This is a genomic window from Pseudorhizobium endolithicum (assembly GCF_902153245.2).
Classification (GTDB): Bacteria; Pseudomonadota; Alphaproteobacteria; order Rhizobiales; family Rhizobiaceae; genus Neorhizobium; species Neorhizobium endolithicum.
On sequence record NZ_CABFWF030000018.1, the window covers coordinates 164316 to 190626 of the forward strand.

A 26311-nucleotide genomic window follows, 5' to 3' on the forward strand; every position below is an offset into this window, starting at 1 on the left:
CCTCCCATGTTGTACGGGCCTGCCTGCGGCAGGCGGGCATCGCCTCGTTCCTCCTCCGGACGAGGACGTATTACTTGAAGCGTCCGAGCCGCTGCAGCACCTCGATCTTGTACCCGTCCGGGTCGGTGACGAAGAAGAACCGCGCGACCGGCCGGCCGTCATTGTTGAAGTCGACCAGTCTGCCGACGGTCGCCCCTGCCTTGGAAAGACGTGCGTGCTCCGCATCGAGATCGGCAACAGAGAGGGCGAGATGGCCGTAGCCGTCGCCGAGCGCATAGGGCTCCGTACGGCCCTTGTTGACCGTGAGCTCGAGTTCGAAATCGCTTTCCTCATTGCTCATGTAGACGAGCGTGAACGTTTCGAAATCGAGCCGCTCGGCTACCCGGAGCCCAAAGACCATCTCGTAGAAATCGACCGACCGCGCCTCGTCCAATACGCGGATCATCGAGTGAATTGCTTTTGCCACGCGCCTGCTCCTCCCCTTCTTTCATGCAGCCTATACCAAGCGGAAAGCGCGGAGGTAGCAGCCGATTACCGCAAGCAGAAAGAGTTCGGCCGAGTATGCGCAGGATCACGCGCGAGGTTGTTGCATCCGCGTTTGACGGAGCTCCCCCGCAGGGCCATATTAGAGGCACAATAAGAAACGGGAGGAACATATGTGTGAGATATATGCAGGCCAGGATCCCGGCCGCTATCGTCCCATCAACCGGTCGGTCCGTATCGGAGGGCATTCCACCAGCATCCAGCTCGAAGCGGCGTTCTGGGACCTGATCGACGAGATCGCGGCGAAGCAGGGTTATTCCACGGCCCGCTTTCTCTCCACGCTCTACGACGAAGCGCTCGAACTCAACGGCTCGATCTCCAACTTCAGTTCGCTTCTGCGGACGAGCTGTCTGATCTATCTGATCGGCAGCGATGGAAGCGGACGCGAGCAATCACGCCTGCGGATCGTCGCGGCGAACTGAGAACCGGATCGCGGCGCTGCAGGTAGCTGCAGCCGCAGGTTTACCGGGGCGGCCCACGATCGTAGCGCGGGCTCCCGCCTTACGTCACACAAGGCGACTTTGCTCCAGTGCGGCTTCGATGAAGCTTGCAAACAGCGGATGCGGGTCGAGCGGGCGGCTCTTCAGCTCCGGATGATACTGGACGCCGATGAACCACGGATGGTCCGGATACTCGATCGTCTCCGGCAGCAGGCCGTCCGGCGACATGCCGGAGAAGACGAGGCCGCACTCCTCCAGCCGGTCCTTGTAGTCGACATTGACCTCATAGCGGTGGCGGTGACGTTCGGAAATGTCCGTCGAGCCATAGATTTCGGCGATCTTGGTGCCCCTCTTGAGCGACGCATCGTAGGCGCCGAGACGCATCGTCCCGCCGAGATCGCCGGCTGCCGCGCGCCTTTCCAGCGCATTGCCCTTCACCCATTCCGTCATCAGCCCGACAACGGGCTCTTCCGCGGGGCCGAACTCGGTCGAGGACGCCTTCTCGATGCCGGCAAGATTGCGCGCCGCTTCCAGGACCGCCATCTGCATGCCGAAGCAGATGCCGAAATAGGGAACCTTGCGCTCGCGGGCGAAACGCGCGGCATTGATCTTTCCCTGGGCTCCCCGTTCGCCGAAGCCGCCGGGAACGAGAATGCCGTGGACCTTCTCCAGATAGGGTGCGGGGTCTTCCTTCTCGAAGATCTCCGACTCGATCCATTCCAGCCGCACCTTGACATGGTTGGCTATGCCGCCGTGGTGCAGCGCCTCGATCAGCGACTTGTAGGCATCCTTGAGCCCCGTGTACTTGCCGACGATGGCGATCGTGACTTCGCCTTCCGGCGTATGGATGCGGCTGCATACGTCTTCCCAGGGCTGCAGCCGCGGTTTCGGCGCCGGCTCGATACCGAAGGCCGCCAGCACTTCGGAATCGAGGCCTTCCTTGTGATAGGCCATCGGCACGTCGTAGATGTTCGCGACGTCGAGCGCCTGAATGACGGCGGAGGGACGCACGTTGCAGAACAGCGACAGCTTGCGGCGCTCGGCCTCCGGGATTTCGCGGTCGGCGCGCACCAGCAGGATGTCGGGTGCGATGCCGAGGGCCTGCAGTTCCTTGACCGAATGCTGCGTCGGCTTCGTCTTCAGCTCGCCGGCGGCCGGAATGTAGGGCATCAGCGTCAGGTGCAGATAGACGGCGCTGCCGCGCGGCAGCTCGTTGCCGAGCTGGCGGATCGCCTCGATGAAGGGCATGGCCTCGATGTCGCCGACAGTGCCGCCGATCTCGCAGATGACGAAGTCGTAGTCGTCATTGCCCTCGACCACGAAGTCCTTGATCTCGTTGGTCACGTGCGGGATGACCTGCACGGTGGCGCCGAGATAGTCGCCGCGCCGTTCCTTGTCGATGATGTTCTTGTAGATGCGGCCGGTGGTGATGTTATCGGTCTTGGTGGCCGAGCGGCCGGTGAAACGCTCGTAGTGCCCGAGGTCGAGGTCCGTTTCCGCGCCGTCGTCGGTCACGAAGACCTCGCCGTGCTGCGTCGGGCTCATGGTGCCCGGATCGACGTTCAGGTAGGGATCGAGCTTGCGAAGGCGAACCCGATAACCACGGGCCTGCAACAACGCTCCGAGTGCCGCGGCAGCAATTCCTTTTCCGAGGGAAGAAACCACGCCGCCTGTGATGAATACATATCGCGCCATGGGAGTCACCGGATACCTTTTCATGAGCGATTCCGCCAGCCCTAATATTCACCGAAGTGAAGCTGGTTCACGGAATCTGGACAAAAGAAAACCGGCAGGCTTTTGGCCTGCCGGAGATTGTTGCGACGACCGCGCTTATTGGCCGGTCGGAACGCCCGTCGAGTTGGCGGGAGCTGCGGGTGCAGCCGCGCCGCCTTGTGCCGACGTCTCGCCACCCGTCGGCACGCCGCCTTCGGCCGGAGCCTGGGCTGGTGTGTCGGAGGCCGGTGCCGGACCGAGCGAATCCAGGATGCCGTTGCCGCTGCCCTGCGTCGCCGGGATGCGGTCGAGGATATCCGTCGGGCGCGACTCGTAGCGGGCCAGGATGCCGAGCGTCATGGAGGTGACGAAAAACAGCGTCGCGAGGATGGCCGTGGTGCGCGTCAGCGCATTGGCCGTGCCGCGCGCCGACATGAAGCCCGATCCGCCGCCGACGCCAAGCCCGCCGCCTTCCGAGCGCTGGATCAGCACGACGCCGACAAGGGCGAGCACGATCATGAGGTGGATGACGATCAAAACGGTTTGCATGGCAAGATCCCTGCCCTTCGCAAAGGGCATCAATATAAGGTTGGCGGCTCTTTACATGAGGCGGCTGCGCATTCCAAGCCCTTGCGGAGAGGTTTAAGCCATCAGGTCTTCATAGACCCGGTAGATGGCGAGGAAATCCGCCGCTTTCAAGCTCGCCCCGCCGATCAGGGCACCGTCCACATTGGCGACGGCCATCAGTTCCTTCGCATTGGAAGGCTTGACGGATCCGCCATAGAGGATGCGCATGGACCTTCCCTGTTCGCCGAAGCGCTCGACCAGTTCTCGACGCATGAAGGCGTGTGCCTCCTCCACATCGGCCACCGTCGGCGTCAGTCCACTGCCGATCGCCCATACCGGCTCGTAGGCAATCACGGTGTTCGAGGCCTCCGCGCCATCAGGAACCGATCCGGCAAGCTGGCGCTTCAAGACATCGAGAGTCTGCGCCGACTTCCGTTCGTCCGCCGTCTCGCCGATGCAGATGATTGCGGTCAGGTCAGCAGCATGAGCAGCGTCAGCCTTGGCGCGGACAAGGGCGTCGCTCTCGGCATGGTCCGTGCGGCGCTCGGAGTGGCCGACAATCACATAGGTCCCGAAGCAGTCGGCAATCATCTCGGCCGATATGTCTCCGGTGTGCGCGCCGGAAACCGCCTGATGGCAATCCTGTGCGCCGATCGCCAGGGGGCTGTCGGTGCAGAGGGCGGTCGCCACATATAGCAGCGTCGCCGGCGGGCAGATCAGTGCTTCGACTTTCCGTGACAGCTCACCTGTCACTCCGTCGCTGATCGCCTTGATCTGATCCAACGACGCCCGCGTCCCATTCATCTTCCAGTTTCCCGCAACCAGCGGCCGCACCTCAGGCGTCATCCGTTTCGCTCCTTCCCGGCGGGCATACATCCCGCGTTATCGCTTGCGAGCGTTTTAGTTCGATCCTGCCGAAAATCCACGAAAAACGACCGGTACGTTCCGGATCATCCTGCTGTCAGAAGGAAGTTCAGCACCTTGCGCCAGTCCGTCATGCGGATCGGCGTACCGTGGCTGCCGGTATTAAACACGGTCATCCGCACGGGATAGCCGGCCGCATGGAGCTTCCTGTAGACGGCGACCGGCCCCTCTACCGGATAGACGCTGTCGGCGCTGCCATGGGCGAGGTAGAGAGGCACTCGCCGCCGTCCGGCCGCCGTGGCCATGAATTCGGGGTCTGGCGGGCCGCCGAGCAAGACTATACCGTCGAGCTTCTGCACCACCTCCTGACGGCTGATGCCCGAGCAGATCATGCCGCCCATGGATGCGCAGGCGAGGAAGACGGGCCGCCCCGCCGAGCTTTCGGACGCGTGCCGGACCAGCGCCGCGATGTCGGTGGCGCCTGCCTGATCGAAGGAGGCGACGGTCGGGGAGTAATAGGTCCCGCCGTTGCCGACGACGAGGTTCTTCAGCCGGTTGAAATTGCCTCCGAAGCTGAAATCGTTCGCGCCGAGCCGGCGGTCTCCGCCCCTGCCATGCACGAAAATCACCGTGAAATCCGCATTCCGCTGCGGACCGACCCGCGTCACCTCGATCGGCCGGGTCCCGAGCGAGAGGGTTTCATCGACCTGATGCCGCTTCACCCCCGTCGAGACGTAGCGGGACTTGACCCGCCGCTCCGGCACCTGATCACGGCCGTTGATGTCTCGCATCTCCTGATAGTCGACAACTTCGAAATCACCCCCGTCGGCTTTCTCCAACACACCGGCCCCGGAAAAGAGCTGATCCTTGAAGGGACCTATGGGCCCTTGAGCGGCAGCCGGAAAGCCGATGACGAGCGAAAGGGCCAGCGCAGAAACGATGACCAGGGCGAAATGAACTGTGGACATGGAAGCATCATCGTCCCTCGCGGCGCGATTCTTTCTTGCCATGGTCGATCCGACGCCCCATTGCTCGGAAGACACCATTTCGGTGCGGCATCGTGAAAATGCCGGTTTTCTGGCACTATTGCCGGCGATTCGAAACATCATGAGATGGGTATGGCCTCTTCCTCAGCCCCTCGACAGGTAGTACCGACTGACCCGATGGATGACAATAACGACCTTTTTGCAGATCTGCCTCTCGCCAAGCCCGTAGAGGTGGCGCCGGAGCCGGCTGTTCCGGTCGCCCAGCCCAGCGCCGCCCGTCCGACGCCAGCAACCTCGACCGACGACTACGGAGCATCCTCCATCCGGGTCCTCGAGGGCCTGGAGCCGGTACGCATGCGCCCCGGCATGTATATCGGCGGTACCGACGAAAAGGCGCTGCACCACCTGTTTGCCGAAGTCATCGACAACTCGATGGACGAGGCGGTCGCCGGCCATGCCAATTTCATCGAGGTACACCTGGATACCGAGGGCTGCCTGACGGTTAGCGACAACGGGCGCGGCATTCCGGTGGAGAACCATCCCCAGGTCCCGGGCAAATCCACGCTCGAAGTGATCATGACGAAGCTGCATGCCGGCGGCAAATTCGACGGCAAGGCCTACGAGACCTCGGGCGGCCTGCACGGGGTCGGCGTCTCCGTCGTCAATGCGCTTTCCGACGTGCTGGAGGTCGAGGTCGCGCGCGACCGCAAGCTCTACCGCCAGCGTTTTTCACGCGGTGTTCCCCAAGGTGGCCTGGAGGAACTGGGACCGGTCCACAACCGGCGCGGCACCCGCGTCCGTTTCCATCCCGACCCGCAGATCTTCGGTGATCACGCGCGATTCGATGCCGGCCGCATCTTCCGCATGGCGCGCTCCAAGGCCTATCTGTTCGGCGGCGTCGAAATCCGCTGGTCCTGCGATCCCGGCGTCGTGCCACCGGATGGTGACATTCCCGAAAAGGCGGTCTTCCACTTTCCAGGCGGGCTCAGGGACTATCTTGCGGCCACACTCGGGAAGGACTTTACCGTCACTCGCGAGATCTTTGCCGGCCGGACCGAGAAGACCGGCGGCCATGGCGCGCTGGAATGGGCGATCACCTGGTACGGCGGAGATCCTCAGGTCCATTCCTACTGCAACACGATTCCCACTCCCGAAGGTGGTACACACGAGGCGGGGCTGCGAATCGCCCTGACGAAGGGCCTCAAGAACTACGCCGAACTCACTCAGAACAAGCGCGCCGCGCAGATCACCACCGATGATGTGATGATCTCCGCCGTCGGCATGCTGTCGGTGTTCATCCGTGAGCCGGAATTCGTCGGCCAGACGAAGGACAAGCTGGCCACGGTCGAGGCTCAACGTATCGTGGAAAACGCGCTGCGCGATCCCTTCGACCACTATCTCGCCGGCAATCCTGCCGAAGCCGCCAAGCTGCTCGACTGGGTCATCGAGCGCGCCGAAGAGCGCCTGCGCCGACGCAAGGAGAAGGAAGTCAACCGCAAGACGGCGGTGCGCAAGCTGCGACTTCCGGGCAAGCTGGCGGACTGCTCGCAGAATACGGCGGAAGGCGCGGAACTCTTCATCGTCGAAGGCGATTCGGCCGGCGGCTCGGCGAAGCAGGGGCGCAATCGAGCGAACCAGGCAATCCTTCCTCTGCGCGGCAAGATCCTCAACGTCGGCAGCGCAAGCCGGGACAAGCTCTCGGCAAACCAGCAGATCGCGGACCTGATCCAGGCCCTCGGCTGCGGGACACGCACCAAGTACCGCGAGGAGGATCTCCGCTACGAACGCATCATCATCATGACGGATGCGGACGTCGACGGGGCGCATATCGCGTCACTGCTGATCACCTTCTTCTACCAGGAGATGCCGGAACTCATCCGCGGAAACCATCTCTATCTGGCGGTGCCACCGCTCTACGTCCTTCGCCAAGGCGGCAAGACCGTCTATGCCAGGGACGACGCCCATCGCGCCGAACTGATGGCTACCCTATTCAAGGGCAAGAAGGTCGAAGTCGGGCGCTTCAAGGGTCTCGGCGAGATGCTGCCGGCACAGCTCAAGGAAACCACCATGGATCCGGCGAAGCGGACGCTGCTGCGGGTCGCGATCGACGACGTGGACTTCGAAGGAACCCGCGAGGCGGTGGACAACCTGATGGGCACGCGGCCGGAAGCGCGCTTCCGCTTCATCCAGGAACGTGCCGCTTTCGCCGACAATCTGGATATCTGATCCAGCCTGACCGCTGGATCGGAAGGATATCCTCAGGGCTAACGACCGGCCAGGACCGTAGCAACGGTGGAAATAAGGGCGGACACCTCGTAGGGCTTGCGGAGAACCGGCACGTCGAGGTTGGCGGGAATGATGGAGCGATCCGTGTAACCGGTCGCGAACATGAACGGTATGCCGCGCCGCGTCAGCTCCTGTGCCACCGGCAAGGAGGTTCCTGTGCCGAGATTGACGTCGAGGATGGCTATGTCCGGCCTGAACTGCTCCAATTTCCGCAGCGCCTCGGCAGCGGAGGGAATGGTCGTGACCCTGCTCAGACCGTGGGCGGCCAGCATCATCTCGACATCGGCGGCGATCAGCATCTGGTCCTCGACCAGGAGCAGTTCCACATCTGCCAAATCGAGCCCCTGCGGAGCCGGCGCTGCCGAATGAACTGGCTCCGGAACGACCACGTCAACCCCACTATCGGGGTGGATGTGCTTGGAGGGAATGCAGAAATATCCTTCAAGTCCGGTGGACGGATACTCGATCCTGCTCTCCCCCTCCAGTTCGTAACTGATGCTGCGGCCGATGAGGACGCTTCCGAAACCGGTGCGGGTCGGAGCAGCGACGGTCGGGCCGCCCTCTTCCAGCCACCGGATTTCGCAGCTGCCGGCATCGCTGCGGCTCCACCGCACGGTCAGCATCCCTCCCTTGGACGACAGGGCACCATATTTGGCCGCATTGGTCGCCATTTCGTGGAGAACCAGCGCCATGACCGAGAAGGATCTCGCATCGAGCCATACGGGCGGCCCTTCGAGAAGGATCTTGGTCTCCCCGGATTGGTAGGGCCGCAGCTCTGCGTAGAGGAGGTCACGCAACATGCCGCCGTCTCCGCCGCGGACGATCTGATCATGCGCAAGCGCGAGAGCCTGAATCCTGCCCTTCAACGATTCGACGTAGCCCCGAATATCCTGACCCGTGTCTACCGGTTGGCCCACCAGCGACATGATCACGGACAGGATATTCTTGACGCGATGGTTGAGCTCCTCGTTCAGCATCCGCTGGCGCACATCCGCCTTGCCACGCTCGTCGGCGATCAATTCGTTGTGGTGCAGAACGATTTCAACCAGAACCCCCCGGAGGGCCTCCGCCACCTCGATATCCGCCTCCGACCAGGGCTGTGCCTGATCGCGGACGGTTTCCTTCCAGATCGCGAAGCTCTTGCGCGGCGTCAGGCGGTCTCCCAATGGTCCGGCTTCATAGGATTTGTCGGGATTGCCCGCCCAGTTCAGGGTCTGGATCACCTCGCGGCGGAAGAAGAAGAGATAGTCACGGGAACGCTGGGACAGCGGTATCGCGACGAGACCTGCAAATACCTTCTCCGGAGCATCCAGATCAGGAAAGTGCAGGGAAAACCTGTGGGTGGACCAGATGCGGCCGGCCGCCGTCTCCGCGACGCGTTCCGCCAATCGCGCCGCCAGTCGTTCATCCGGGGCCGTACCGGCGCTTGCCCAGCTACCGCCGAGCCACAAACCGACACCGTCGCACGGAAGCATCGAGCGGAAATCGTCCAGCGAGGAGCGAAGCAGCTGGCGGATGTCCGTGTGATGCGATGCCTGCTGAAGAAACTGGTCCAGCGAGCGGCGGACCGCCTGACTCTTCTGGACGACCTGCTTCTGCAGCAAGGCGCCGAGGTGGAGCGAGAAGAACTCGCCGAATGTCTCGGCGGCAATGCGCTGGGGCATGGACAGGACCTTCGGCGAATAATGATGGCAGGCGATGAGCCCCCATAATTCTCCGTCCACGATGATGGAGATAGACATCGAGGCCCCGACGCCCATGTTGCGCAGGTATTCGCAGTGAACGGGAGAGACGCTTCGAAGGTGGGCGAACGAAAGGTCCAGCGGAGAATCCGCCTCGTCGCGTTCAGGGACGAGACGCACCCGTTCGTTCCGGGCGTCCGTTATGATCCGGATGGTGTTCTTCAGGTAAAGGATGCGAGCCTGTTTCGGGATGTCGCTTGCCGGAAAGTACTGTCCCTTGAAGCTCTCCAGATCACGGCGCTTGTGCTCGCTGATGACCTTCCCGGCGCCATCCTCCTCGAATCGGTAGATCATCACCCGGTCATAGCCGAGAAGCGCGTGGATCAACCGGCTGGAACGCTCCAGCAACTGATCGACTTTCCCGATATTCCTGATCCGGCTGATGAGCATCCGCGCTACTTCGAGGGGCTGATCGGCGGTGGCAGTGATCGGCTCGAATTCGATGATGGCGTTGGCTTCATGCAGGTGGACGGAGACGTCGAAACGGTGACCAGCGGGAAGCTGGAGGCCGTGGCGGAGTGCGGGGCGCGCAGGATCACCGGCAGTCGCAATCGCGTTTCGGAGCGTATGGGCCACCTCCCGCCCGAACACATCCTCCAGCCGCGCTCCCACCGCCAACGGCCCGACCGAAAGCATTTCGGCCGCGTTGGCGGAATAGCGGAGTACTGTCGTGCCAGTGGGATCGCAGGCGATCAGGCAGCCGTGCGGCTGGATGGTCCCGGGGATCTGTATCGGTTCCCGGTCGCAGTTCGTGAGGTCCACCGCTGCTGTGTCACGCATCCTGAAGATCCTCGAAGGCATGTCCCGCGGCGGCAAACACCAATTCGGATGCCTCCACCATGCTATCCAGGTTCAGATCCGGCGCCTCCTCCAGCAGCCGCACCACCTCTCTCCAGCGCTCGACCGACTCGGCCTGCGCGGCGAGATGCCGAGCTCCGAATGAGCCACTCAAACCCAGTTTCTGGGCCTGCCGATACAGGACTCGGGCGCCCAGGCTCGACCCCTCCACCACGTAGAGCATCCCCAGCAAGACCTCCCGGTCAACGGCAGGAACGGGGAAATCACCCGTGGCCGGCACGTCCATTCCGAGATCCAGCAGATCCCGCCTGACCAGGGGCGCGAGCTGATATCCCCTGTCCAGCACCGGGGACAAGAGAGGCCAGCGCTCGTCATCCATCGCCCGCTCCAGGCCGGCACGAAAAGCGTAGATGCCCCGAAGATACCGGCGATACGACCCGATCGTGGTGAAGGAGCCGATAAGGGCTTCGACCTTGGCATGGGAAGCGGATGTACGATGCCGAATGAGGAACCGCCGCGAAAATGAAAACATCAGCACAAATCGATGAGTTGGATATTCGTCATATTTAGCCCTTACCTCATAAGGAACAAGGCGCAAAGCTGCGAAAAGAGGATCGCGTGTCCCGCAACTTGTGCCATAACTGCAACGAACCCATCTACGGGCTCTCGTAACGGATTGGGATTGACGGTGGAAAGACGTTCAAAGGTACAGGACGGACCGCGTTGGCTGGGTCCGGTAGCCCATAGCCGCTCAGCCCTGATACCGCCGATTTCGGCGGCCCGGTGGCTGCTGGTGCTGATCGTCATCGCCGGTATCTATTTCTTTCACGGCTTTGTCGTTCCGGTCCTTGCCGCTCTTGTCATCGGCTTCGCAAGCTGGCCCCTCTACCGCCGGATGCTGGGCCATATCGGCGGGAACACCACCATCGGGGCGACCCTTGCAATCGTCTTCATCCTGATCTTTCTCATTGTCCCGATTGGCATCGCCGTGTCCTACACGATCGGAGAGGTCCGTGAATGGATCGCCTGGATCCTGACGGTGAACCACGATGGCGCTTCCGCTCCCGTCTGGATCGCCGGGCTTCCCGGAGTCGGCGAATGGCTGACGGTGCAGTGGGACCGCCACATTGGATCGCCCGGCGCGGTGGGCGAACTCATCCAGATCGTCAGCGGTGCGAACATCGGCAATATCTACAGGGCCGTCATCGCGGCCGGTGACGGCGCCTTCCACCTGTTCCTGACGCTGCTCTTCATGCTGATCGCGCTCTTCTTCGTCTATCGCGACGGAGCCTCCTTCAGCCGGCAGATCGACCTCCTGGGCGAGCGCATCCTGCCGACCCGGTGGGAGCGGATTTCGCGGGTCGTCCCTGCGACGATCAGTTCGACGGTGACCGGCATGACGCTGATCGCGATCGGCGAGGGAATCGTCCTTGGCTGCGCCTACTGGATCGCCGGCGTCCCCTCGCCCGTGACGCTCGGCGTCCTCACGGGGATCATGGCACTTATCCCCGGCGGCGCGCCCCTCTCCTTCACCCTGGTGTCGATCTATCTCGTCGCCAGCGGCTCATATTTCGCCGGGATCGCCCTTTTCGTGTGGGGATCGGTGGAGCTCTTCATCGTCGACAAGACGGTCCGGCCGCGGCTGGTGGGGGGGCCGATCAAGCTGCCCTTCCTTCCAACCTTCTTCGGCCTCGTCGGAGGCGTGAAAACCATGGGATTCCTCGGTCTTTTCATCGGCCCCGTGCTGATGGCGCTGATCGTCTCGATCTGGCGCGAATGGATTCGGGAGGTGAAGCTCGTAGACCCGGCAGAGATAGAGGCAGGGGATCTGGCCGCGGGCGCAGACAGCAGCTACCAGCCGGATGTGGCTCCGATCAGGACAGCCTCTTCTCCATGAAGATGCTGAGCGGGTCCGGCTTGTAGGATCCGAAGGCCGCAATCTCATTGCGTCACGATCGTCCGCGACAGCAATCACAGCAAGGAGCCCTGACATGAACGCTGCCATCATAGTCCTGACCATTCTCGGCTGCGACGACAGCGGGACCGAATGCCACTACGTCGCAACATCCGAAAAGCGCTGGCCGAGCATCGAAATGTGCAGCGCCGTATCCGAGGCGGAACTGGCCGGCTTCGCCAATGCGCCCTACCCGATGGTGATCGCCGTGTGCCAGAAGCCGGATAGAAGCGAGGTTGCGACCGCGACCGATCCGGCAACGGCAACGCCTGCCCGGCAGGCCGACCTCACGCCGGAGGAGACGACGAGTCTCGCCTCGCGCGCAATTTCACGTGTTCGAGCAGTACTGCCGACGACGGAAGGGGTGCGCACGCTAATGCACAATCCGATCAGCCTCGTTGAAGAGAGCTATTCCTGGGTCGCGAAGAAGTTCCGCGACTGAGCGTTTCAGGCTGCCAGCGCGGCGGCCTGTGCGTAGGAGCGGGACGCGGCGCGAAGTTCGGATCGCTGGAGTTTCTCGACGATCGCCAGCAGGTCTGCGACAACCGGCGAGCGGTCTGCAAGATCGCGGCAATCCGAGATGAGCTGTTCGCATATTCCCGCCGCCGTATCCATGACGCCGGCGTTCCGCCACAGCACGGTTCCGGCGACGAAGACGCCGGCAATATCGCGATGCAAGCCTGCGGCTTCGAACATCGCCCGCAGGGCATGCATCCTTCCGGTGGCGAGAAGAGCCCTTACCCGCGCGTCGCCGAGGCCCGACAAAGCAGCCAGCGCCTCGGCCAGGAAATCCGCCTTGCCGGTGCACAGCGCATTGATGAGAAGCGCAGGGGTAAGCATGCCGCAGGCGCGCATGTGCTCTACGAGGGCAGCAAGCTCCGACGGAGGCGCAGCTCCAGCGATCGTGAGCGTCGCATTCTGCGTCGCTTCCACCGTCAGGCGCTCCAGCCGCTGGCGGGCGATCACCGTCGACACCAGGCCGGATGCAGCAAGGGCCTCGCCGACCTTCGCCACGAGGCGTTGGCGGACATCGGCCGCGAGATCGTCGCGAGCAAGCAACAATCGCCTCACCTCCGCATCGTGGCCGAACCGCTCTGCGATCCGGGCGAAGCTGTTGCGAGGAAACTCCGCCGATTCGTTCTCCAGCAGAAGGATCACGTTGCCGAGGTCGCCAACTTCCACGACCGCCGCACAGGCGGTTCGCGGCAGGCCCGGGCGAGCAGCCACCAAGCTGCGCGTCAAGCCGTCCCCCCGGCCGATCAGATCCACGAGATCGGCATCACGCAGCACCGGCGACTGGGCGACTACGGTACAGGCGATTTCCGTCTGGTCTTCGGCCAGCGCCAGGATGATCGCACGGGGAGCCTCCGAAGACGTCGCCAGAGCCTGAGCGAGAGCAAGCCGCACCTGTGGTGCAGGATCATCGAGAAGGTGCGACATCGCCGTCAATGCGGCCTGGCGCCTGTCGGCACCAAGACCCGAACCGAGATAGGCGCGCCCCAGCGCATTCGCCGCCTTGGCTCTATCGCCGGCAGATGCGGTCTCGAGCCAGCGAAGAAAGGCCTCTATAATCACTGTCAACTCCGGCGACGAACATGCTCACAGGCACCGATATACCTGCAGCCTAACCGGCAAATCTTTAAGATTGGTTCACCATAGCGATTAACCTCTCCTCACCACCCTAGCGGGTCAGCGGGCGGCTCATCTCAAATATGTCGGCACCACCGTCACAGTAGTCGCGATAGCCCATGCGCGCGATGGGACGCATGAGCGCCATGTCTATCCGGCCATCGCGGATGACCTCGTCGCGAATGTGGATACCGACAACCTGGCCAAAAACCATATAGGATTCGGCGTATTGGCCATCGAGGGTCTTGGGTTGCGCGATATCCGTCACCCGACATTCGAGGGCGGTATAAGCTTCGGCGACATAAGGGGCATCCACCAGCCGTCCGGGGGCCGGAGAGAGGTTTGCTACAGCGAACTCGTCGATGCCATAGGGTACGGCAACCGAAGAGGCGTTGACCTTCTGCGCCAGGTCGCGGCTTGCCATGCTCGCCGTGAAGACCCCCGTCTCCTCGGCATTGCGGAGGCTGTCCTTCCTGCCGCTCGACGAGAACATGACGATCTTGGGCAGGTCCGAAACGATGTTGAAGAAGGAATAGGGAGAGAGATTGCGGGAGCCGTCCCTGCCCTTCGTGCCGATCCAGCCGATCGGCCTTGGAGCCACGATCGCCTTGAAGGGATCATGCCTCAGGCCGTGATCGTTTGCATCGGTCGCATAGAACATCAGCCGTCGCTTTCGCCGGCATAGGTGACGATGCTGGAGAGTTCGGGCCGCGGCCGATCCGGTACCGCGAGTTGGGGCGATCCGATGTGGATGAAGCCGGCGACTTTCTCGTTCTCCCCTACGCCCAGCGCATCGAGCGCGCGGCGATCGTAGGCGATCCATTCGGTCCGCCAGTTGGCAACGTAACCGTGCGCATTGGCCGCCATCAGCATGTTGAGGCAAACGGCGCCTGCCGAGAGCACCTGCTCCCACTCCGGGATCTTCACATGCGGTGCAGCCGTGCTGACGACGGCCACGACCACCGGCGCGCGCGTGAAACGGGTCAGTTCGGCCTCGCGCGCCCCATCCACCAGTTCCCCGGCGGTTGTTTCGACGATGGAAAGGAAGGCCTCGCCCAAGCGGCCTCGAACGTCGCCGCGGTAGACGATAAAGCGCCAGGGAGCGAGTTTGCCGTGATCGGGAACACGGACCGCGAGGGTGAGAATCGATTCGAGCTCCGAAGGCGACGGGCCGGGTTCGCCGATCTGGGCGACGGGAGTCGAATGCCTCCCGCGCAGGTAATCAGCGAGCTTCATGTCATTTTGCATACTTGAGTCTCTCTTCGCATCATCGCGCGGCGGAAAGTCTTGAAATTGCCCCAGGATTGGTCTTGAAGTGAAGCTTCGCAGCCAAAGAGTCAACCGGTTCAGAGATATGCCCAGGATTTCCATTGCGGCGCGCCATGTCCTCGCAGGAGCGATGGCATTGACGGCGGTTAACGGCGCCGGCGCGCAGGAAGCCTTCAAGTCATTCAAGCAGCTCGACAGCACGACGAAGATGCCGAAGCTGAGCGCCTTCTCGGCAACCGGTGCCGCAACGGCGACGGCTGCCGCAAAGGACATCGTCTTCGAAGCGAAGCTCGCCGACAGCGAGGAACCGCTGAAGGAAGGACTGACCTGGCGCGTCTTCAGTCCAATCTCCGGCGAAGACGGGAAGCTGCCGCTCGTAGCCAGCGCCGAGGGCGGCGGGGCGTCGTTCCAGCTCCTGCCGGGTGATTACTTCGTCAATGTCGCCTTCGGGCGCGCCGGCGTTACCAAGAAGCTGACGGTTCCCGCCGAGGGCGAGGTCGAGCGCCAGACCATGGTGCTGGATGCCGGGGGCGTCGTCTTCGATGCGGTTTCGGGGCCGGATGCCCCCATCCCGGCCAACCGCCTCCGTTTTTCCATCTATTCCTCGGAAGTGCGCGAAGACGGGGAGCGCGGCCTGGTCATGGCGGACGTGAATCCGGATACGATCGTGCGCCTCAACAGCGGTACCTACCACGTCGTTTCCGAATACGGCGACGTCAACGCCGTCGTTCGCGCCGATATCCAGGTCGAGGCGGGCAAGCTGATCGAAGCAACGCTCCAGCACCAGGCTGCCGAGATTACGCTGAAGCTCGTATCGCAGCCCGGCGGGGAAGCCATTGCGGATACCGCGTGGTCGGTCCTCACCGCCGCAGGCGACATCGTCAACGAAAGCGTCAGTGCGTTCTCAACAATGGTTCTGGCGGAAGGCGAATATCTTGCGGTCGCGCGCAACAAGGACAGGATCTACCAGCGCGCCTTCAGCGTGAAGGCGGCCGAGAACCAGGATGTCGAGGTCCTGATGAAGGAACAGCCGGATATGGGACTGCTGAGCAACGCCGAACTGCGCGACTGACGCAGCCGAGCAGGCAAAAGGCGCCCGCCGAAGCGGACGCCTCGATATTCAGGCCACGGTCTTCCTCGCGGCCGCCTTGCGCAACAGATCGGGAGGGGTTGCTTCGAGCTGCAAAGCGGCGACCGCGGCGTCGAGCGGCATCGCCGTCTGAGCCTGCGAACCGAGCCGGCGGATGTTCACCGAGCGCTCCTCCGCTTCCTTCTTTCCGCACACGATGATGACCGGAACCTTGGTGACGGAATGCTCGCGGATCTTGTAGTTGATCTTCTCGTTGCGGAAATCGGTTTCGACAACCATGCCCGCCTCGCGAAGAGCCTCCGCCACCTCGCGCCCATAGTCGTCGGCATCCGAGGTGATCGTTGCCACCACGGCCTGCACCGGTGCGAACCAGAGCGGCATGTGTCCCGCGAAGTTCTCGATCAGGATGCCGAGGAAGCGCTCCATGGAGCCGCAGATCGCCCGGTGGATCATCACCGGCTGGCGCTTCTCCGAGTTCTGGTCGATGTAGAAGGCGCCGAAGCGTTCCGGGAGGTTGAAGTCGACCTGCGTGGTGCCGCACTGCCATTCACGGCCGATCGCGTCCTTCAGCGTGTATTCGAACTTCGGGCCGTAGAAAGCCCCCTCGCCCGGCAGAATACCGGTCTTGATGCGGCCGCCCGACTGCGCCTCGATCGTCTTCAGCACGTCCATCATCACCGACTCGGCGCGATCCCACAGATCGTCCGAACCGACCCGCTTTTCCGGCCGCGTGGAGAGCTTGACGACGATTTCCCCGAACCCGAAGTCCTCGTAGACGGACAGGATGAGGTCGTTGATGCGCAGGCATTCCGCCGCCATCTGTTCGTCGGTGCAGAAGACATGGGCATCGTCCTGCGTAAAGCCGCGCACCCGCATCAGGCCATGCAGCGCGCCGGACGGCTCGTAACGGTGCACCAGTCCGAATTCTGCAAGACGGATAGGTAGTTCACGGTACGACTTCAAGCCATGCTTGAAGATCTGCACGTGGCCGGGGCAGTTCATCGGCTTCAGCGCGAAGACCCGGTCATCGGCCTCCGGATCGTCCGGATTGGTGAGCGCATGGGCGGATTTCACCGCGAACATGTTTTCCTGGTACCAGCCCCAGTGACCGGAGGTTTCCCAGAGCGAGGTGTCGAGTACCTGCGGCGCGTTCACCTCCTCGTAGGTTCCCGCCAGCCGGCGGCGCATGTAGGCGACGAGCGTCTGGAACATCCGCCAGCCCTTGCCGTGCCAGAAGACCACGCCCGGACCTTCCTCCTGGAAATGGAAGAGATCCATTTCGCGGCCGAGCTTGCGGTGGTCGCGCTTTTCCGCCTCGGCCAGCACGTGAAGGTACTGGTCGAGTTCCTCCTGCGTCGCCCACGCCGTGCCGTAGATGCGCGTCAGCATCGGATTATTGGAATCGCCGCGCCAGTATGCGCCCGCCACCTTCATCAGCTTGAAGGCGGTGCCGATCTGCCCCGTCGATGCCATATGGGGGCCGCGGCAAAGGTCGAACCAGTCGCCCTGGTAATAGATCTTGAGGTCCTGGTCTTCCGGAATGGCGTCTACCAGTTCGACCTTGTAGTCCTCGCCCTTGGACGCGAAGACCTCCTTCGCCTTGTTGCGAGGCCAGACTTCCTTGGTGAACGGCTTGTTGCGGGCGATGATCTCCTTCATCTTCGCCTCGATCTTCGGGAGATCTTCCGGCGTGAAGGGCGTTTCTCGGGCGAAGTCGTAGTAGAACCCGTTTTCGATCACCGGACCGATGGTCACCTGTGTGGACGGCCACAGTTCCTGCACGGCTTCGGCCATCACATGGGCCGTGTCGTGGCGGATCAGTTCGAGCGCGCGCGGATCGGTGCGCGTGACGATCTCGATCGAACCGTCGGCGACGGGATCGGAAAGATCGCGCAGGACGCCGTCAATGGCGACGGCGACGGCCTTCTTCGCCAGCGACTTCGAAATCGACTCAGCGACGTCGCGACCCGTCGTTCCGACGTCGAACGCGCGGACGGAGCCATCGGGAAAGGTAAGGGAAACGGATTGAGTCATGACTGCTCCTGGATCCAGTCCCGCCAACGAATGCGGGTGGTGGTTGAAAAGCCGGCACGGCATCGAAGCGCCGGGCTGTAGACGCGCCGGGTGATAGTGCTTTTCCGACAGCTAGTAAAGCTTGCAGGTCAGGAATGGCGGCGCCAATAGCGCCACGGCGCCCACCAATACTGCCGGCTTCGGAGCGCCTCCGGCACCGGATCGAGTCCCGAACTGCCGCCCGGACCGCAGCGGGTGACACGAAACATCGTCATCCAGCCACCTGCCCACAATCCGTGCCGCGCGATCGCCTCGTATCCGTATTCGGAACAGGTGGGGATGTGGCGGCAGGAATTGCCGACAAAGCCGGAAAGCGTCAACTGGTAGAGCCGCACCAGGCCCATACCGAACAGCCTTCCGGGCGTCTTCGGAAACGATCCGGACCAGTTGCGGGAGCCGCGGGTTACCGGTGCATGGTGATGGCCGTGTTCGCTACACATTCTCCGCCGCCGCCGTCTGGCGTGCCTTCGCTTCCACCTGTCCGATCGCATCGACCACGGCCTCGAAGGTGAGCATGGTGGATGCATGCCGCGCCTTGTAGTCCTTTACCGGCTTCAGGTAGCGCATGTCCGCGAAGCGTCCCGAAGGCCCCTCACCGCCCGTCGTCAGCATCGCCAGCATGTCTTCGCGGGCCCGGCAGATCTCGGCTGCAGTGGCACCCACAACGTTCCGGGCCATGACGGAGGAGGAAGCCTGGCCAAGCGCGCAGGCGCGCACCTCATGGGCGAAATCGGTAACGATACCCTCCTTCATCTTGAGATAGACGCGCACCTTGGAGCCACAGAGCTTCGAGTGTTTCTCCGCGATCGCATCGGCATCCGGCAGGGTGCCTGCGCGGGTGATGTTGCCGGCAAATTCAAGGATCTTGCTGTTATAGATGTCGTCCATGTCCGGGCTCGATGCTCGCCGGTCCGCGATGTGAACACAGCGTCTTCGCTTAGCCGCTGTGAAACAGCGAGTTTCCCACTATATGTGACGTCGTGCAAAAACGATCAAGAAAAGGATGTTTTTGGCTCTACCTGCAGGGAAATGAGGCGGAAATATCTTGTCAACGGCGGCATGAAAGGTCAGATACGGACCGATTGCCGATAATTTAGGCCGGCGCAGCCGGCTTGCATCAACGGGATGCTCACCTGCGGGCCTCCGGGAGACAGCAATGGATGCCATCGTGAAGAATTTTCCGGCCACCGGCCAGACCGACAGCCGCCCGACCCGCGAACAGGCGGAGGAAGCCGTGCGCGTCCTGCTGCGCTGGGCGGGCGAGGATCCCCAGCGCGAGGGCCTGTTGGACACGCCGAAGCGGGTCGCGGCAGCCTATCGCGAACTGTTTTCCGGCTATGATCTGTCGGCGGAAGAGGTACTGGGCCGGACGTTCGAGGAAGTCTCCGGTTACGAGGATGCCGTACTGGTGCGTGACATCCCCTTCTATTCCCACTGCGAGCACCACATGCTGCCGATCAGCGGCAGGGCGCATGTCGCCTATCTGCCGAACGGTCGGGTTCTGGGGCTTTCCAAGATCGCCCGCGTGGTCGACATCTTCGGTCGGAGGCTGCAGACGCAGGAGAACCTGACGGCGCAGATCGCAGCCGCCATCGAGGAGACGCTGAAGCCGCGCGGTGTGGCCGTGATGGTCGAGGCCGAGCACATGTGCATGGCCATGCGCGGTGTGCAGAAGCAAGGCTCCACCACGCTTACCACCACATTCACGGGCGAATACAAGGGCAATGCCGCAGAGCAGGCGCGCTTCCTGAGCCTCGTGCGCAACCGCTGAGCCCACCCATGTCTCTCACCTTCCCCGCCCCGTCAGCGGACAAGGCCGTACAGGAGGGCGCCGGCGTCTTCGCGCCCGCCTTCGACGCGAACGGCCTCGTCACGGCAGTCGTCACCGACGCTTCCGACGGCGAGTTGCTGATGGTCGCGCACATGAACGAAGAAGCGCTTGCGCTCACCATCGAAAGCGGCATTGCCCATTATTATAGCCGGTCGCGCCGGAAAATCTGGAAGAAGGGCGAGTCTTCCGGCAACCTGCAGACCGTCCATGAGATACGGACGGACTGCGATCAGGATGCCATTTGGCTCAAGGTCACCGTAGAGGGACACGATGCAACGTGCCACACCGGCCGCCGGTCGTGTTTCTACCGAACGGTCGCCATGACGGAGGACGCGGCCACGCTGCGGATCCTCGACGATCGCCTGCATTTCGATCCTGCCACGGTCTACGGGACCGACGCAGCCGATACGGGAACCAAGTAGCGGCGTGTTCCGTTTCCCGACAGGCTGACGAGAGCTACACCATTTCGCAACCTGTCGGTGCTTCAATGCACCCATGGGAACGTTCAGCTTGGAGGCATGGATGCTGAACTGGAATTGGAATCGTAGTGAGCCAGGCGCAGCGTCCCCAGCGTCCGTTGACGTTCAAGCCCCAGAACCACCCAAGACACTCGATGTTCCGAAAAAAGCGAAGCTCGCCTTGGCGCTGGGTGGCGGCGCCGCCCGAGGCTGGGCGCACATCGGTGTATTGCGTGCACTCGACGAGGCTGGCATCGAGGTTGGAATGATCGCCGGCACCTCGATCGGCGCGCTGGTCGGCGGCTGCTATCTTGCCGGCAAGCTGGACGAACTGGAGAGCTTTGCCCGATCCCTGACGATGCGTCGTATCGCGGGTCTTCTCGACCTCACTATCGGCGGCGGCGGCCTGCTCGGCGGGATGCGCCTGACGAAACGGATGCAGGAACACCTCGAGGGACTGTCCATCGACGATCTCGGGCGGCCCTTCGTGGCCGTCGCAACCGAACTTCACACGGGACACGAGGTGTGGATCAGCAGCGGCTCGCTGATCACGGCCTTGCGGGCTTCCTACGCCCTGCCCGGCATCTTCGAGCCGGTGACATGCAACAACCGCACCCTGGTCGATGGAGCTCTCGTCAATCCGGTGCCCACCTCCGTCTGCCGCGCCTACGAACAGCCGTTGGTGGTAGCGGTGAACCTGAACTACGACATCTTCGGCCGCTCTGCCGTCGTCAAGCACAGTGCCAGCTTCCAGCCCATGGAGCCGAAGGCAAAGCTCAAGGAACAGCATCTGGGACTGCCGGGGGTGATGGTACAGGCCTTCAACATCATCCAGGAACGGATCTCCCGCGCCCGTCTGGCGGGAGATCCGCCGGACCTCGCCCTCCACCCCCGGCTGAGCGATATCGGATTGTCCGAATTCCACCGCGCCGGCGAAGCGATCGATCGCGGCTATGCGGAAACGATGAACCAGATTGCGGCCCTCCAGCGCATGCAGGAGGTCTTCGCCCGCTGATCCTCCGACCGGCTGGCGCCGCGTCAGCCCGCGATATAGGCCTTGATCTGCTCGGCTTCCATCTCCACCTCGCGGATCCGCGATTTCACCACGTCACCGATCGAGATGATTCCGGCCAGACGGCCGCCCTCTTCCACCGGAACGTGACGGAACCGGCCGCTGCTCATCATCTCCATCAGACGGTTGACGGTGGTATCCTCGCGGCAGGTCTGGACGCTGACGGTCATGACGGACGATATCGGCTGGTCCAGGATGGCAGCGCCCCGCTCGGCCAGAGCGCGCACCATGTCGCGTTCGGTGAATATGCCGGCGATGCGTCCATCGACGCTTGTGACGACAACCGCGCCGATCTTCCTTTCATGCAGGATGCCCGCGACCTCCAGCAGTGTCTTGTCCGGAGTGACGGTGACGACATCCCGACCCTTGGCATCCAGCATGTTCTTGACGACGATGGACATGGCTTTCTCCTCGCAGACCATTGCACGCCGGCGACGTACGTCCCCCTCGCCCGACGTCCGGCAGATGAATGGTGCCTTCGCGCGCGACGGAATGCAACACGCTTGCCGGTCAGGGGATGCTGCGGCGAGTATCCGGCTCGGGGTCGAACAGGCCGAAGAGCAGATAGCCGAAGAGAAAACCGCCGATGTGCGCGTCCCAGGCAATCTCGCCCGCACTTGCGCCTACGAGCGGAAGGCCAAGGGCGATGAGGATATTTCCGAGAAACCAGAGGCCCGTGAAGACAGCCACCGTGCGGTTTCGAAGCGCCCCGAGGAGCGACTGGCGCGGATAGAGGTGCCCGTTCATTCGGCTGAAGCCGCCATTCGCGGGGAAGGCGAACCGGCATGCGGCGCCCATCAGTGCCGAAACCACGCCCGAAGCGCCGATCAGGACCGTCGGCGCCCCCCAATGGATTGCTGCATGGAAGAACGCTCCTGCAGCGGCGGAAAACATCCAGAAGACGACATAGCGGAAGACACCGATCCGCCGCGCGACTGGAGCCCCGAACGCCATCAGCCACAGGGTGTTGAAGAGGAGGTGCTCTATGCCGCCGTGGAGCAAGGAGTAGGTGACCGGCGTCCAGAACCATTCCAGTCCCTGCTCGGCCAGAGGGTAGACATAACGGAGAGGACTGAAGGCCATATGGAAGAGCATCTGTTCCCGGCCTTGTGCGCCCAAGAACAGGCTCTCGACGAGGTAGAACGCACACAGGATCGCGATCGAAGTGACCAGAATGCCGGGAAGGTTGAATACCGGCTGCCTGCCTGGTGGTTCCGTCTGGCGGGCTTCGTCGCCCCCGCCTGTCCAGCCGTCCTGATGGTCCATGTACGATCCCCTGTTGCCCCGGGAGGCTTACAGGATAGTTGCATCCGATTAAAGAAGCCGATGGCGCGACAGCCGCCAGCAACAGGAAGTTGCCGTTCAACCGGACCCCTCAACGACACCGCTTAACGACAGGCATCAGGAACCTTCCCGCAGTGGAACACTCTATGTTAACCCGTCCATTGTATCGGTGAAGAACCTGTATGCAGGAAATCATCGATGTATTCGTTCCAGTCATCTCAACGTCCGGCCCAGCAACCTGCTCAAGCGGCGAGAGCCTTCCAGAGGGTCGGGATCGCCGTCGATGGACGTCTGATGCTGGCAAATCACGAGGAATATGCCTGCACCGCCGTCGAAATGTCTCCGGGCGACGTGGAATTCAGCTGCCAGGGCCGGCCGCGGATAAATGAGCGAGTCATCGCTTATCTCGATCATCTCGGTCGCCTCGAAGGCATCGTTACGGAAATCGGCACCTCCGGGTTCTCGATGACGATCAACGCGACCGATCGCAAGCGCGAGAAGCTTGCCGCGCAGTTGACCTGGATCGCCAACAAGCACGAGCTCGGCCTTCCCGAGGATCGCCGCCATGATCGCCTGACACCACGACAAACGAGAGCGGAAGTGGTTCTCGACGATGGAAGCCGCTATAGTTGCCGGCTCATGGACCTGTCGCTTTCCGGCGCCGCCGTGGATATCGACATACGACCGCCTCTCGGCACACCGGTACGGCTGGGAAGCATGCGCGGCAAGGTCGTCCGACACTTCATGGAGGGCGTGGCGATAGAGTTCGCCACGGTGCAATCGCGGGACTCCCTTCGCGAGTTCCTATAGAACTCTCCACCCGACCGATCTCTGCAGGAAAGCGGCGCCAGCCGCTTTTTTTTGTTGTCCCGTTCCGGGACAGGAAGATCAAAATTCTTCTGCGCACCCAAAATTTTTTTCTGCGGAATGCTCTCCGGTTCGCGCGGTCCGTGCGCCCGCGCGCCCCTTTTCACCGCTTGCCGTAGCGCCTGAAGCAGGCTTGGCGGACGCGATATATCGCCATCACCGTCGGGACAACCTTCCCCCCGCATTAACCTTCTCACCGAGGCCTGCCCAGGAAACCGCGGGCTTCACGAGAGTGGCGCGATACGGAAGGTCATCAGCCTCCGTGCACTTTTCCTCGAACTCGAACGGCATTTCATTCAAGATTTATTCAAATTCGATTCAAATTCGCCTCGTATTCTCGAAAACTTATCCTCAAATAATCCTTTGATTTTACTGCTCATTTTCGCGCGGCATCAAAGCCTTCCTGTCATGTTTCCTCCCGTAACGGGGAGACAAGACCATGACCCACCGCAACGGATTGAGTGCAGCAATCGCCACCGCCATCCTTGTCCTGTTGGGCGTACAGACCTCGGCCGCGATGCCGGCTGCCATGGAGATCGGCGGGAAGGCAAATCCGCCGATCGGTCACTACGAATTCTGCCGCATCTACGCGAGCGAGTGCGAACCGGCCTCGCATGATGCAGGGCCTGCCACGCTTACGGAGGAGAGGTGGCAGACGATCCTCGACGTCAACTACACGGTAAACACTGCAATCCAGCCGCTCACCGACCAGGACATCTACGGCGTCGAGGAACGCTGGGCCTATCCGCGCTCCGTCGGCGACTGCGAGGACTTCGTTCTCCTGAAGCGCAAGATGCTCATGGCGAGAGGATTCGATCCCTCGGACCTCCTCATCACCGTGGTTCTGCAGCCAAATGGCGAAGGCCATGCGGTCCTCACCGTCCGCACCGACCATGGCGATTTCGTTCTCGACAACATGCGAAACACCGTTCTGCTCTGGTGGGACACCGAGTACACCTTCCTGAAGCGCCAGGCTTCCAACCACCCCGGCCGCTGGGTCAAGCTGCAGGACGGCCGCGCGACCGCCGTCGGTAGCGTCGCGAGGTAACGGCTGCATCCTCAGCCAGGCGCAGGAACCTCCGCATAACGGAATTTGGCGCTGACAGCCTGGCTCTCCCTCCCCTGCCGGCGCCGAAATTTTGCTCACCAGAAGAATTTTCCCGAGGCAGCATCATATTGATGCCGCGATTACCGCTTTTTTCAAAGGGATTGGCGGGCGGTATACATTCAACGATCGGCAATTTCCTAAAATGCCGTCGAAGCTGAAAGATCGCCGTTCATCATAAACCTCTTGGTAACGCTGTTGCCCTAGCTTGTCGGTAACGGTTCGTGGCGGGGGCGCGTCCGGAAGGCGAGTTGTTATGCGAGCGATGAGTGCGGTAGTGTCGATGGCAGTATTCTCCACCTCCTTTTTCAAGCGACAGACAAGGCTCGGCGGGCCGATTACCGGATTTCTCCTCGCGCTTGCGCTCGCCGTGACATTGCCGGCCGCACAGGCCAGTGCCGCGCCGAAATATGCCGGCATCGTAGTGGATGCCAATACAGGCAAGGTCCTCTACAGCGAAGATCCGGATGGCCTGCGCTACCCGGCGTCGCTCACAAAGATGATGACGCTCTATCTGACCTTCGAGGCGCTGGAGGCCGGCCGCATTCGGCTCGACTCCAAGGTTCCGGTCTCCAAGAACGCAGCGGCCGAGCCGCCCTCCAAGCTCGGCATGGGTGCCGGCGGAAACCTGACGGTCGAGCAGGCCATCAAGGCTCTCGTCACCCGCTCGGCCAATGACGTGGCCACCGCTCTCGGGGAATTCCTCGGCGGCTCCGAATCCCGCTTTGCGCAGATGATGACGAACAAGGCGCGTGCCCTCGGCATGACCCGCACGACCTACCGCAACGCGCACGGCCTTCCCAATACCGCCCAGATGACCACCGCGCGCGACCAGGCCCGTCTCGGAATGGCGCTCCGTCAGCATTTCCCGCAGTATTACGGCTATTTCTCGACGCGCAGCTTCAAGTTCGGCAAGCAGACCATCGGTAACCACAATCGCCTGCTGGGCTCGGTCGAAGGCGTGGACGGCATCAAGACCGGCTATATCCGCGCCTCCGGCTTCAACCTCGTGACGTCCTTGCAGAAGGACGGGCGCTCGCTCGTCGCCGTCGTCATCGGCGGCCGCACCGGTGCCAGCCGCGATGCGCAGATGCGCAAGCTGGTCGCGCAATATCTTCCCAAGGCTTCCCGCAACGGGAAGCGAGCGGCCTTGATCGCACAGGCCCCCTCTGCCCCGGTCGGAGATGCGGTTGCCGCCGCCGAACGCCTTGCGGCGTTCGATCTGCCGCGCAGCGGCCCGGTTCCGCAGGCCCGCTACGAGGAGCAGCAGATCGCCTCCGCCTATGCGTCACCCTCGGCGACGAAGCGTTCCGGTGACGCCATGAAAGCGCTCGCCGAAGTGGCCGCGCCCGTTCCGGCACCCGAATTCGTCCCGAGCGAGGAGATCGCCGTGACCGAACAGGGCGACACGTCCGGCGAAGTCGACGTCGTGACCACGGCATCGACGGCGCGCGCGGTACCGGAAGAGACCGTGTCCGGCTGGGTTATCCAGGTCGGCGTCTCGCCGAACGAGAAAATGGCCACCGAGCTCCTGCAGAAGGCGCAGGACAAGGGCGGAAAGGTACTGCGTTCCGCCAAGCCCTTCACGGTTGCGGTAAACGCCAATGGCGAACAGCTCTATCGCGCCCGTTTCGGCGGGTTCGACGACCAGACGGCGGCGGTGAATACCTGCAAAGCGCTCAAGAAGCACGGCGTCAACTGCTGGGCATCGCAACAGTAACGCCAGCAGCCGGCGGTCTG

General features: G+C 62.6%; 26 protein-coding genes. 11 read left to right on the forward strand and 15 right to left on the reverse strand.

What is annotated here, in order from left to right; translation table 11 throughout:
- Window positions 1-70 precede the first annotated feature (70 nt).
- Window positions 71-466 (reverse strand): VOC family protein, encoded by a 396-nt coding sequence (locus tag RTCK_RS19400; protein WP_142594021.1) that lies wholly within the window; start codon window positions 464-466, stop codon window positions 71-73.
- Between the two features lie 190 nt (window positions 467-656).
- Here RTCK_RS19400 and RTCK_RS19405 point away from each other — a divergent pair, with 190 nt between their 5' ends.
- Entirely contained in the window at window positions 657-965 is a 309-nt protein-coding gene (locus tag RTCK_RS19405; protein ID WP_142520702.1) for a ribbon-helix-helix domain-containing protein, read from the forward strand.
- An 84-nt stretch (window positions 966-1049) separates the two neighbouring features.
- On the opposite strand, the gene RTCK_RS19410 is transcribed toward RTCK_RS19405, so the two are convergent.
- The 4 genes from RTCK_RS19410 to RTCK_RS19425 form a co-directional block, all read right to left on the reverse strand.
- Entirely contained in the window at window positions 1050-2678 is a 1629-nt protein-coding gene (locus tag RTCK_RS19410; RefSeq protein WP_185928065.1) for a CTP synthase, read from the reverse strand.
- 135 nt (window positions 2679-2813) lie between these two features.
- Window positions 2814-3245 carry a preprotein translocase subunit SecG gene (secG, locus tag RTCK_RS19415; RefSeq protein WP_142594024.1) on the reverse strand — a complete coding sequence of 144 codons (432 nt, stop codon included), beginning with the start codon at window positions 3243-3245 and terminating at the stop codon, window positions 2814-2816.
- Window positions 3246-3338: 93 nt separating this feature from the next.
- Entirely contained in the window at window positions 3339-4109 is a 771-nt protein-coding gene (gene tpiA, locus RTCK_RS19420) for a triose-phosphate isomerase (RefSeq protein ID WP_142594026.1), read from the reverse strand.
- Between the two features lie 104 nt (window positions 4110-4213).
- Window positions 4214-5095, reverse strand: coding sequence for an alpha/beta hydrolase (locus RTCK_RS19425; protein ID WP_328804012.1), 882 nt, complete (start codon window positions 5093-5095; stop codon window positions 4214-4216).
- A gap of 195 nt (window positions 5096-5290) precedes the next feature.
- On the opposite strand from RTCK_RS19425, the gene parE reads away from it, so the two are divergent.
- A complete protein-coding gene (gene parE / locus RTCK_RS19430; protein ID WP_142594029.1) occupies window positions 5291-7339 on the forward strand; it encodes a DNA topoisomerase IV subunit B in 2049 nt (682 codons plus the stop codon).
- Between the two features lie 38 nt (window positions 7340-7377).
- Here the strand turns inward: parE and RTCK_RS19435 are convergent, their stop codons facing one another.
- Both RTCK_RS19435 and RTCK_RS19440 read right to left on the reverse strand, forming a co-directional pair.
- Window positions 7378-9921: an HWE histidine kinase domain-containing protein gene (locus tag RTCK_RS19435; protein ID WP_235988763.1), complete on the reverse strand. Its 2544-nt coding sequence runs from the start codon at window positions 9919-9921 to the stop codon at window positions 7378-7380.
- Window positions 9914-10318 (reverse strand): biliverdin-producing heme oxygenase, encoded by a 405-nt coding sequence (locus tag RTCK_RS19440; RefSeq protein ID WP_142594033.1) that lies wholly within the window; start codon window positions 10316-10318, stop codon window positions 9914-9916. The genes RTCK_RS19435 and RTCK_RS19440 overlap by 8 nt, the downstream gene beginning before the upstream one ends.
- A 309-nt stretch (window positions 10319-10627) precedes the next feature.
- Here RTCK_RS19440 and RTCK_RS19445 point away from each other — a divergent pair, with 309 nt between their 5' ends.
- Both RTCK_RS19445 and RTCK_RS19450 read left to right on the forward strand, forming a co-directional pair.
- Complete coding sequence (locus RTCK_RS19445; protein WP_235988764.1) at window positions 10628-11836, forward strand: AI-2E family transporter; 1209 nt, start codon at window positions 10628-10630, stop codon at window positions 11834-11836.
- A 94-nt stretch (window positions 11837-11930) separates the two neighbouring features.
- On the forward strand, window positions 11931-12335 hold the full coding sequence (locus RTCK_RS19450) for a hypothetical protein (RefSeq protein ID WP_142594036.1): 405 nt from the start codon (window positions 11931-11933) through the stop codon (window positions 12333-12335).
- 5 nt (window positions 12336-12340) lie between these two features.
- Here the strand turns inward: RTCK_RS19450 and RTCK_RS19455 are convergent, their stop codons facing one another.
- The 3 genes from RTCK_RS19455 to RTCK_RS19465 form a co-directional block, all read right to left on the reverse strand.
- Window positions 12341-13468, reverse strand: a complete 1128-nt coding sequence (locus RTCK_RS19455; RefSeq protein WP_142594038.1) for a DUF2336 domain-containing protein — start codon at window positions 13466-13468, stop codon at window positions 12341-12343.
- A 106-nt stretch (window positions 13469-13574) separates the two neighbouring features.
- A complete protein-coding gene (locus RTCK_RS19460; RefSeq protein ID WP_142594040.1) occupies window positions 13575-14183 on the reverse strand; it encodes a flavin reductase family protein in 609 nt (202 codons plus the stop codon).
- Window positions 14183-14770 (reverse strand): nitroreductase family protein, encoded by a 588-nt coding sequence (locus RTCK_RS19465; RefSeq protein WP_142594042.1) that lies wholly within the window; start codon window positions 14768-14770, stop codon window positions 14183-14185. The genes RTCK_RS19460 and RTCK_RS19465 overlap by 1 nt, the downstream gene beginning before the upstream one ends.
- A 106-nt stretch (window positions 14771-14876) precedes the next feature.
- Here RTCK_RS19465 and RTCK_RS19470 point away from each other — a divergent pair, with 106 nt between their 5' ends.
- Window positions 14877-15863, forward strand: a complete 987-nt coding sequence (locus RTCK_RS19470) for a hypothetical protein (protein ID WP_142594044.1) — start codon at window positions 14877-14879, stop codon at window positions 15861-15863.
- Between the two features lie 48 nt (window positions 15864-15911).
- Here the strand turns inward: RTCK_RS19470 and thrS are convergent, their stop codons facing one another.
- The 3 genes from thrS to RTCK_RS19485 form a co-directional block, all read right to left on the reverse strand.
- Window positions 15912-17915, reverse strand: a complete 2004-nt coding sequence (thrS, locus tag RTCK_RS19475) for a threonine--tRNA ligase (protein ID WP_142594046.1) — start codon at window positions 17913-17915, stop codon at window positions 15912-15914.
- 128 nt (window positions 17916-18043) lie between these two features.
- Window positions 18044-18394, reverse strand: a complete 351-nt coding sequence (yidD, locus tag RTCK_RS19480) for a membrane protein insertion efficiency factor YidD (RefSeq protein ID WP_142594048.1) — start codon at window positions 18392-18394, stop codon at window positions 18044-18046.
- Entirely contained in the window at window positions 18387-18842 is a 456-nt protein-coding gene (locus RTCK_RS19485; protein WP_142594049.1) for an iron-sulfur cluster assembly scaffold protein, read from the reverse strand. The genes yidD and RTCK_RS19485 overlap by 8 nt, the downstream gene beginning before the upstream one ends.
- Window positions 18843-19110: 268 nt before the next feature.
- Between RTCK_RS19485 and folE the strand changes: the two genes are divergently transcribed.
- The 3 genes from folE to RTCK_RS19500 all read left to right on the forward strand — a co-directional run bounded on the left by folE (window position 19111) and on the right by RTCK_RS19500 (window position 21258).
- Complete coding sequence (gene folE / locus RTCK_RS19490) at window positions 19111-19725, forward strand: GTP cyclohydrolase I FolE (RefSeq protein ID WP_142594051.1); 615 nt, start codon at window positions 19111-19113, stop codon at window positions 19723-19725.
- Between the two features lie 8 nt (window positions 19726-19733).
- On the forward strand, window positions 19734-20207 hold the full coding sequence (gene hisI / locus RTCK_RS19495) for a phosphoribosyl-AMP cyclohydrolase (RefSeq protein ID WP_142594053.1): 474 nt from the start codon (window positions 19734-19736) through the stop codon (window positions 20205-20207).
- A gap of 100 nt (window positions 20208-20307) precedes the next feature.
- On the forward strand, window positions 20308-21258 hold the full coding sequence (locus RTCK_RS19500; protein WP_142594055.1) for a patatin-like phospholipase family protein: 951 nt from the start codon (window positions 20308-20310) through the stop codon (window positions 21256-21258).
- Between the two features lie 23 nt (window positions 21259-21281).
- Here RTCK_RS19500 and RTCK_RS19505 read toward each other — a convergent pair whose 3' ends face one another.
- Together RTCK_RS19505 and RTCK_RS19510 are read right to left on the reverse strand one after the other, a co-directional pair.
- The gene (locus RTCK_RS19505) at window positions 21282-21716 is read right to left on the reverse strand and encodes a CBS domain-containing protein (RefSeq protein WP_142520722.1); all 435 of its coding nucleotides are present in this window, start codon (window positions 21714-21716) and stop codon (window positions 21282-21284) included.
- Between the two features lie 109 nt (window positions 21717-21825).
- Window positions 21826-22581 carry a rhomboid family intramembrane serine protease gene (locus RTCK_RS19510; RefSeq protein ID WP_142594057.1) on the reverse strand — a complete coding sequence of 252 codons (756 nt, stop codon included), beginning with the start codon at window positions 22579-22581 and terminating at the stop codon, window positions 21826-21828.
- Between the two features lie 216 nt (window positions 22582-22797).
- Between RTCK_RS19510 and RTCK_RS19515 the strand changes: the two genes are divergently transcribed.
- From RTCK_RS19515 to RTCK_RS19525, 3 genes are all read left to right on the forward strand, one after another.
- The gene (locus RTCK_RS19515) at window positions 22798-23409 is read left to right on the forward strand and encodes a PilZ domain-containing protein (RefSeq protein ID WP_142594059.1); all 612 of its coding nucleotides are present in this window, start codon (window positions 22798-22800) and stop codon (window positions 23407-23409) included.
- Window positions 23410-23905: 496 nt separating this feature from the next.
- Window positions 23906-24514: a transglutaminase-like cysteine peptidase gene (locus RTCK_RS19520; RefSeq protein WP_142594061.1), complete on the forward strand. Its 609-nt coding sequence runs from the start codon at window positions 23906-23908 to the stop codon at window positions 24512-24514.
- Window positions 24515-24827: 313 nt separating this feature from the next.
- On the forward strand, window positions 24828-26291 hold the full coding sequence (locus RTCK_RS19525; RefSeq protein ID WP_142594063.1) for a D-alanyl-D-alanine carboxypeptidase: 1464 nt from the start codon (window positions 24828-24830) through the stop codon (window positions 26289-26291).
- Window positions 26292-26311: the final 20 nt, after the last annotated feature.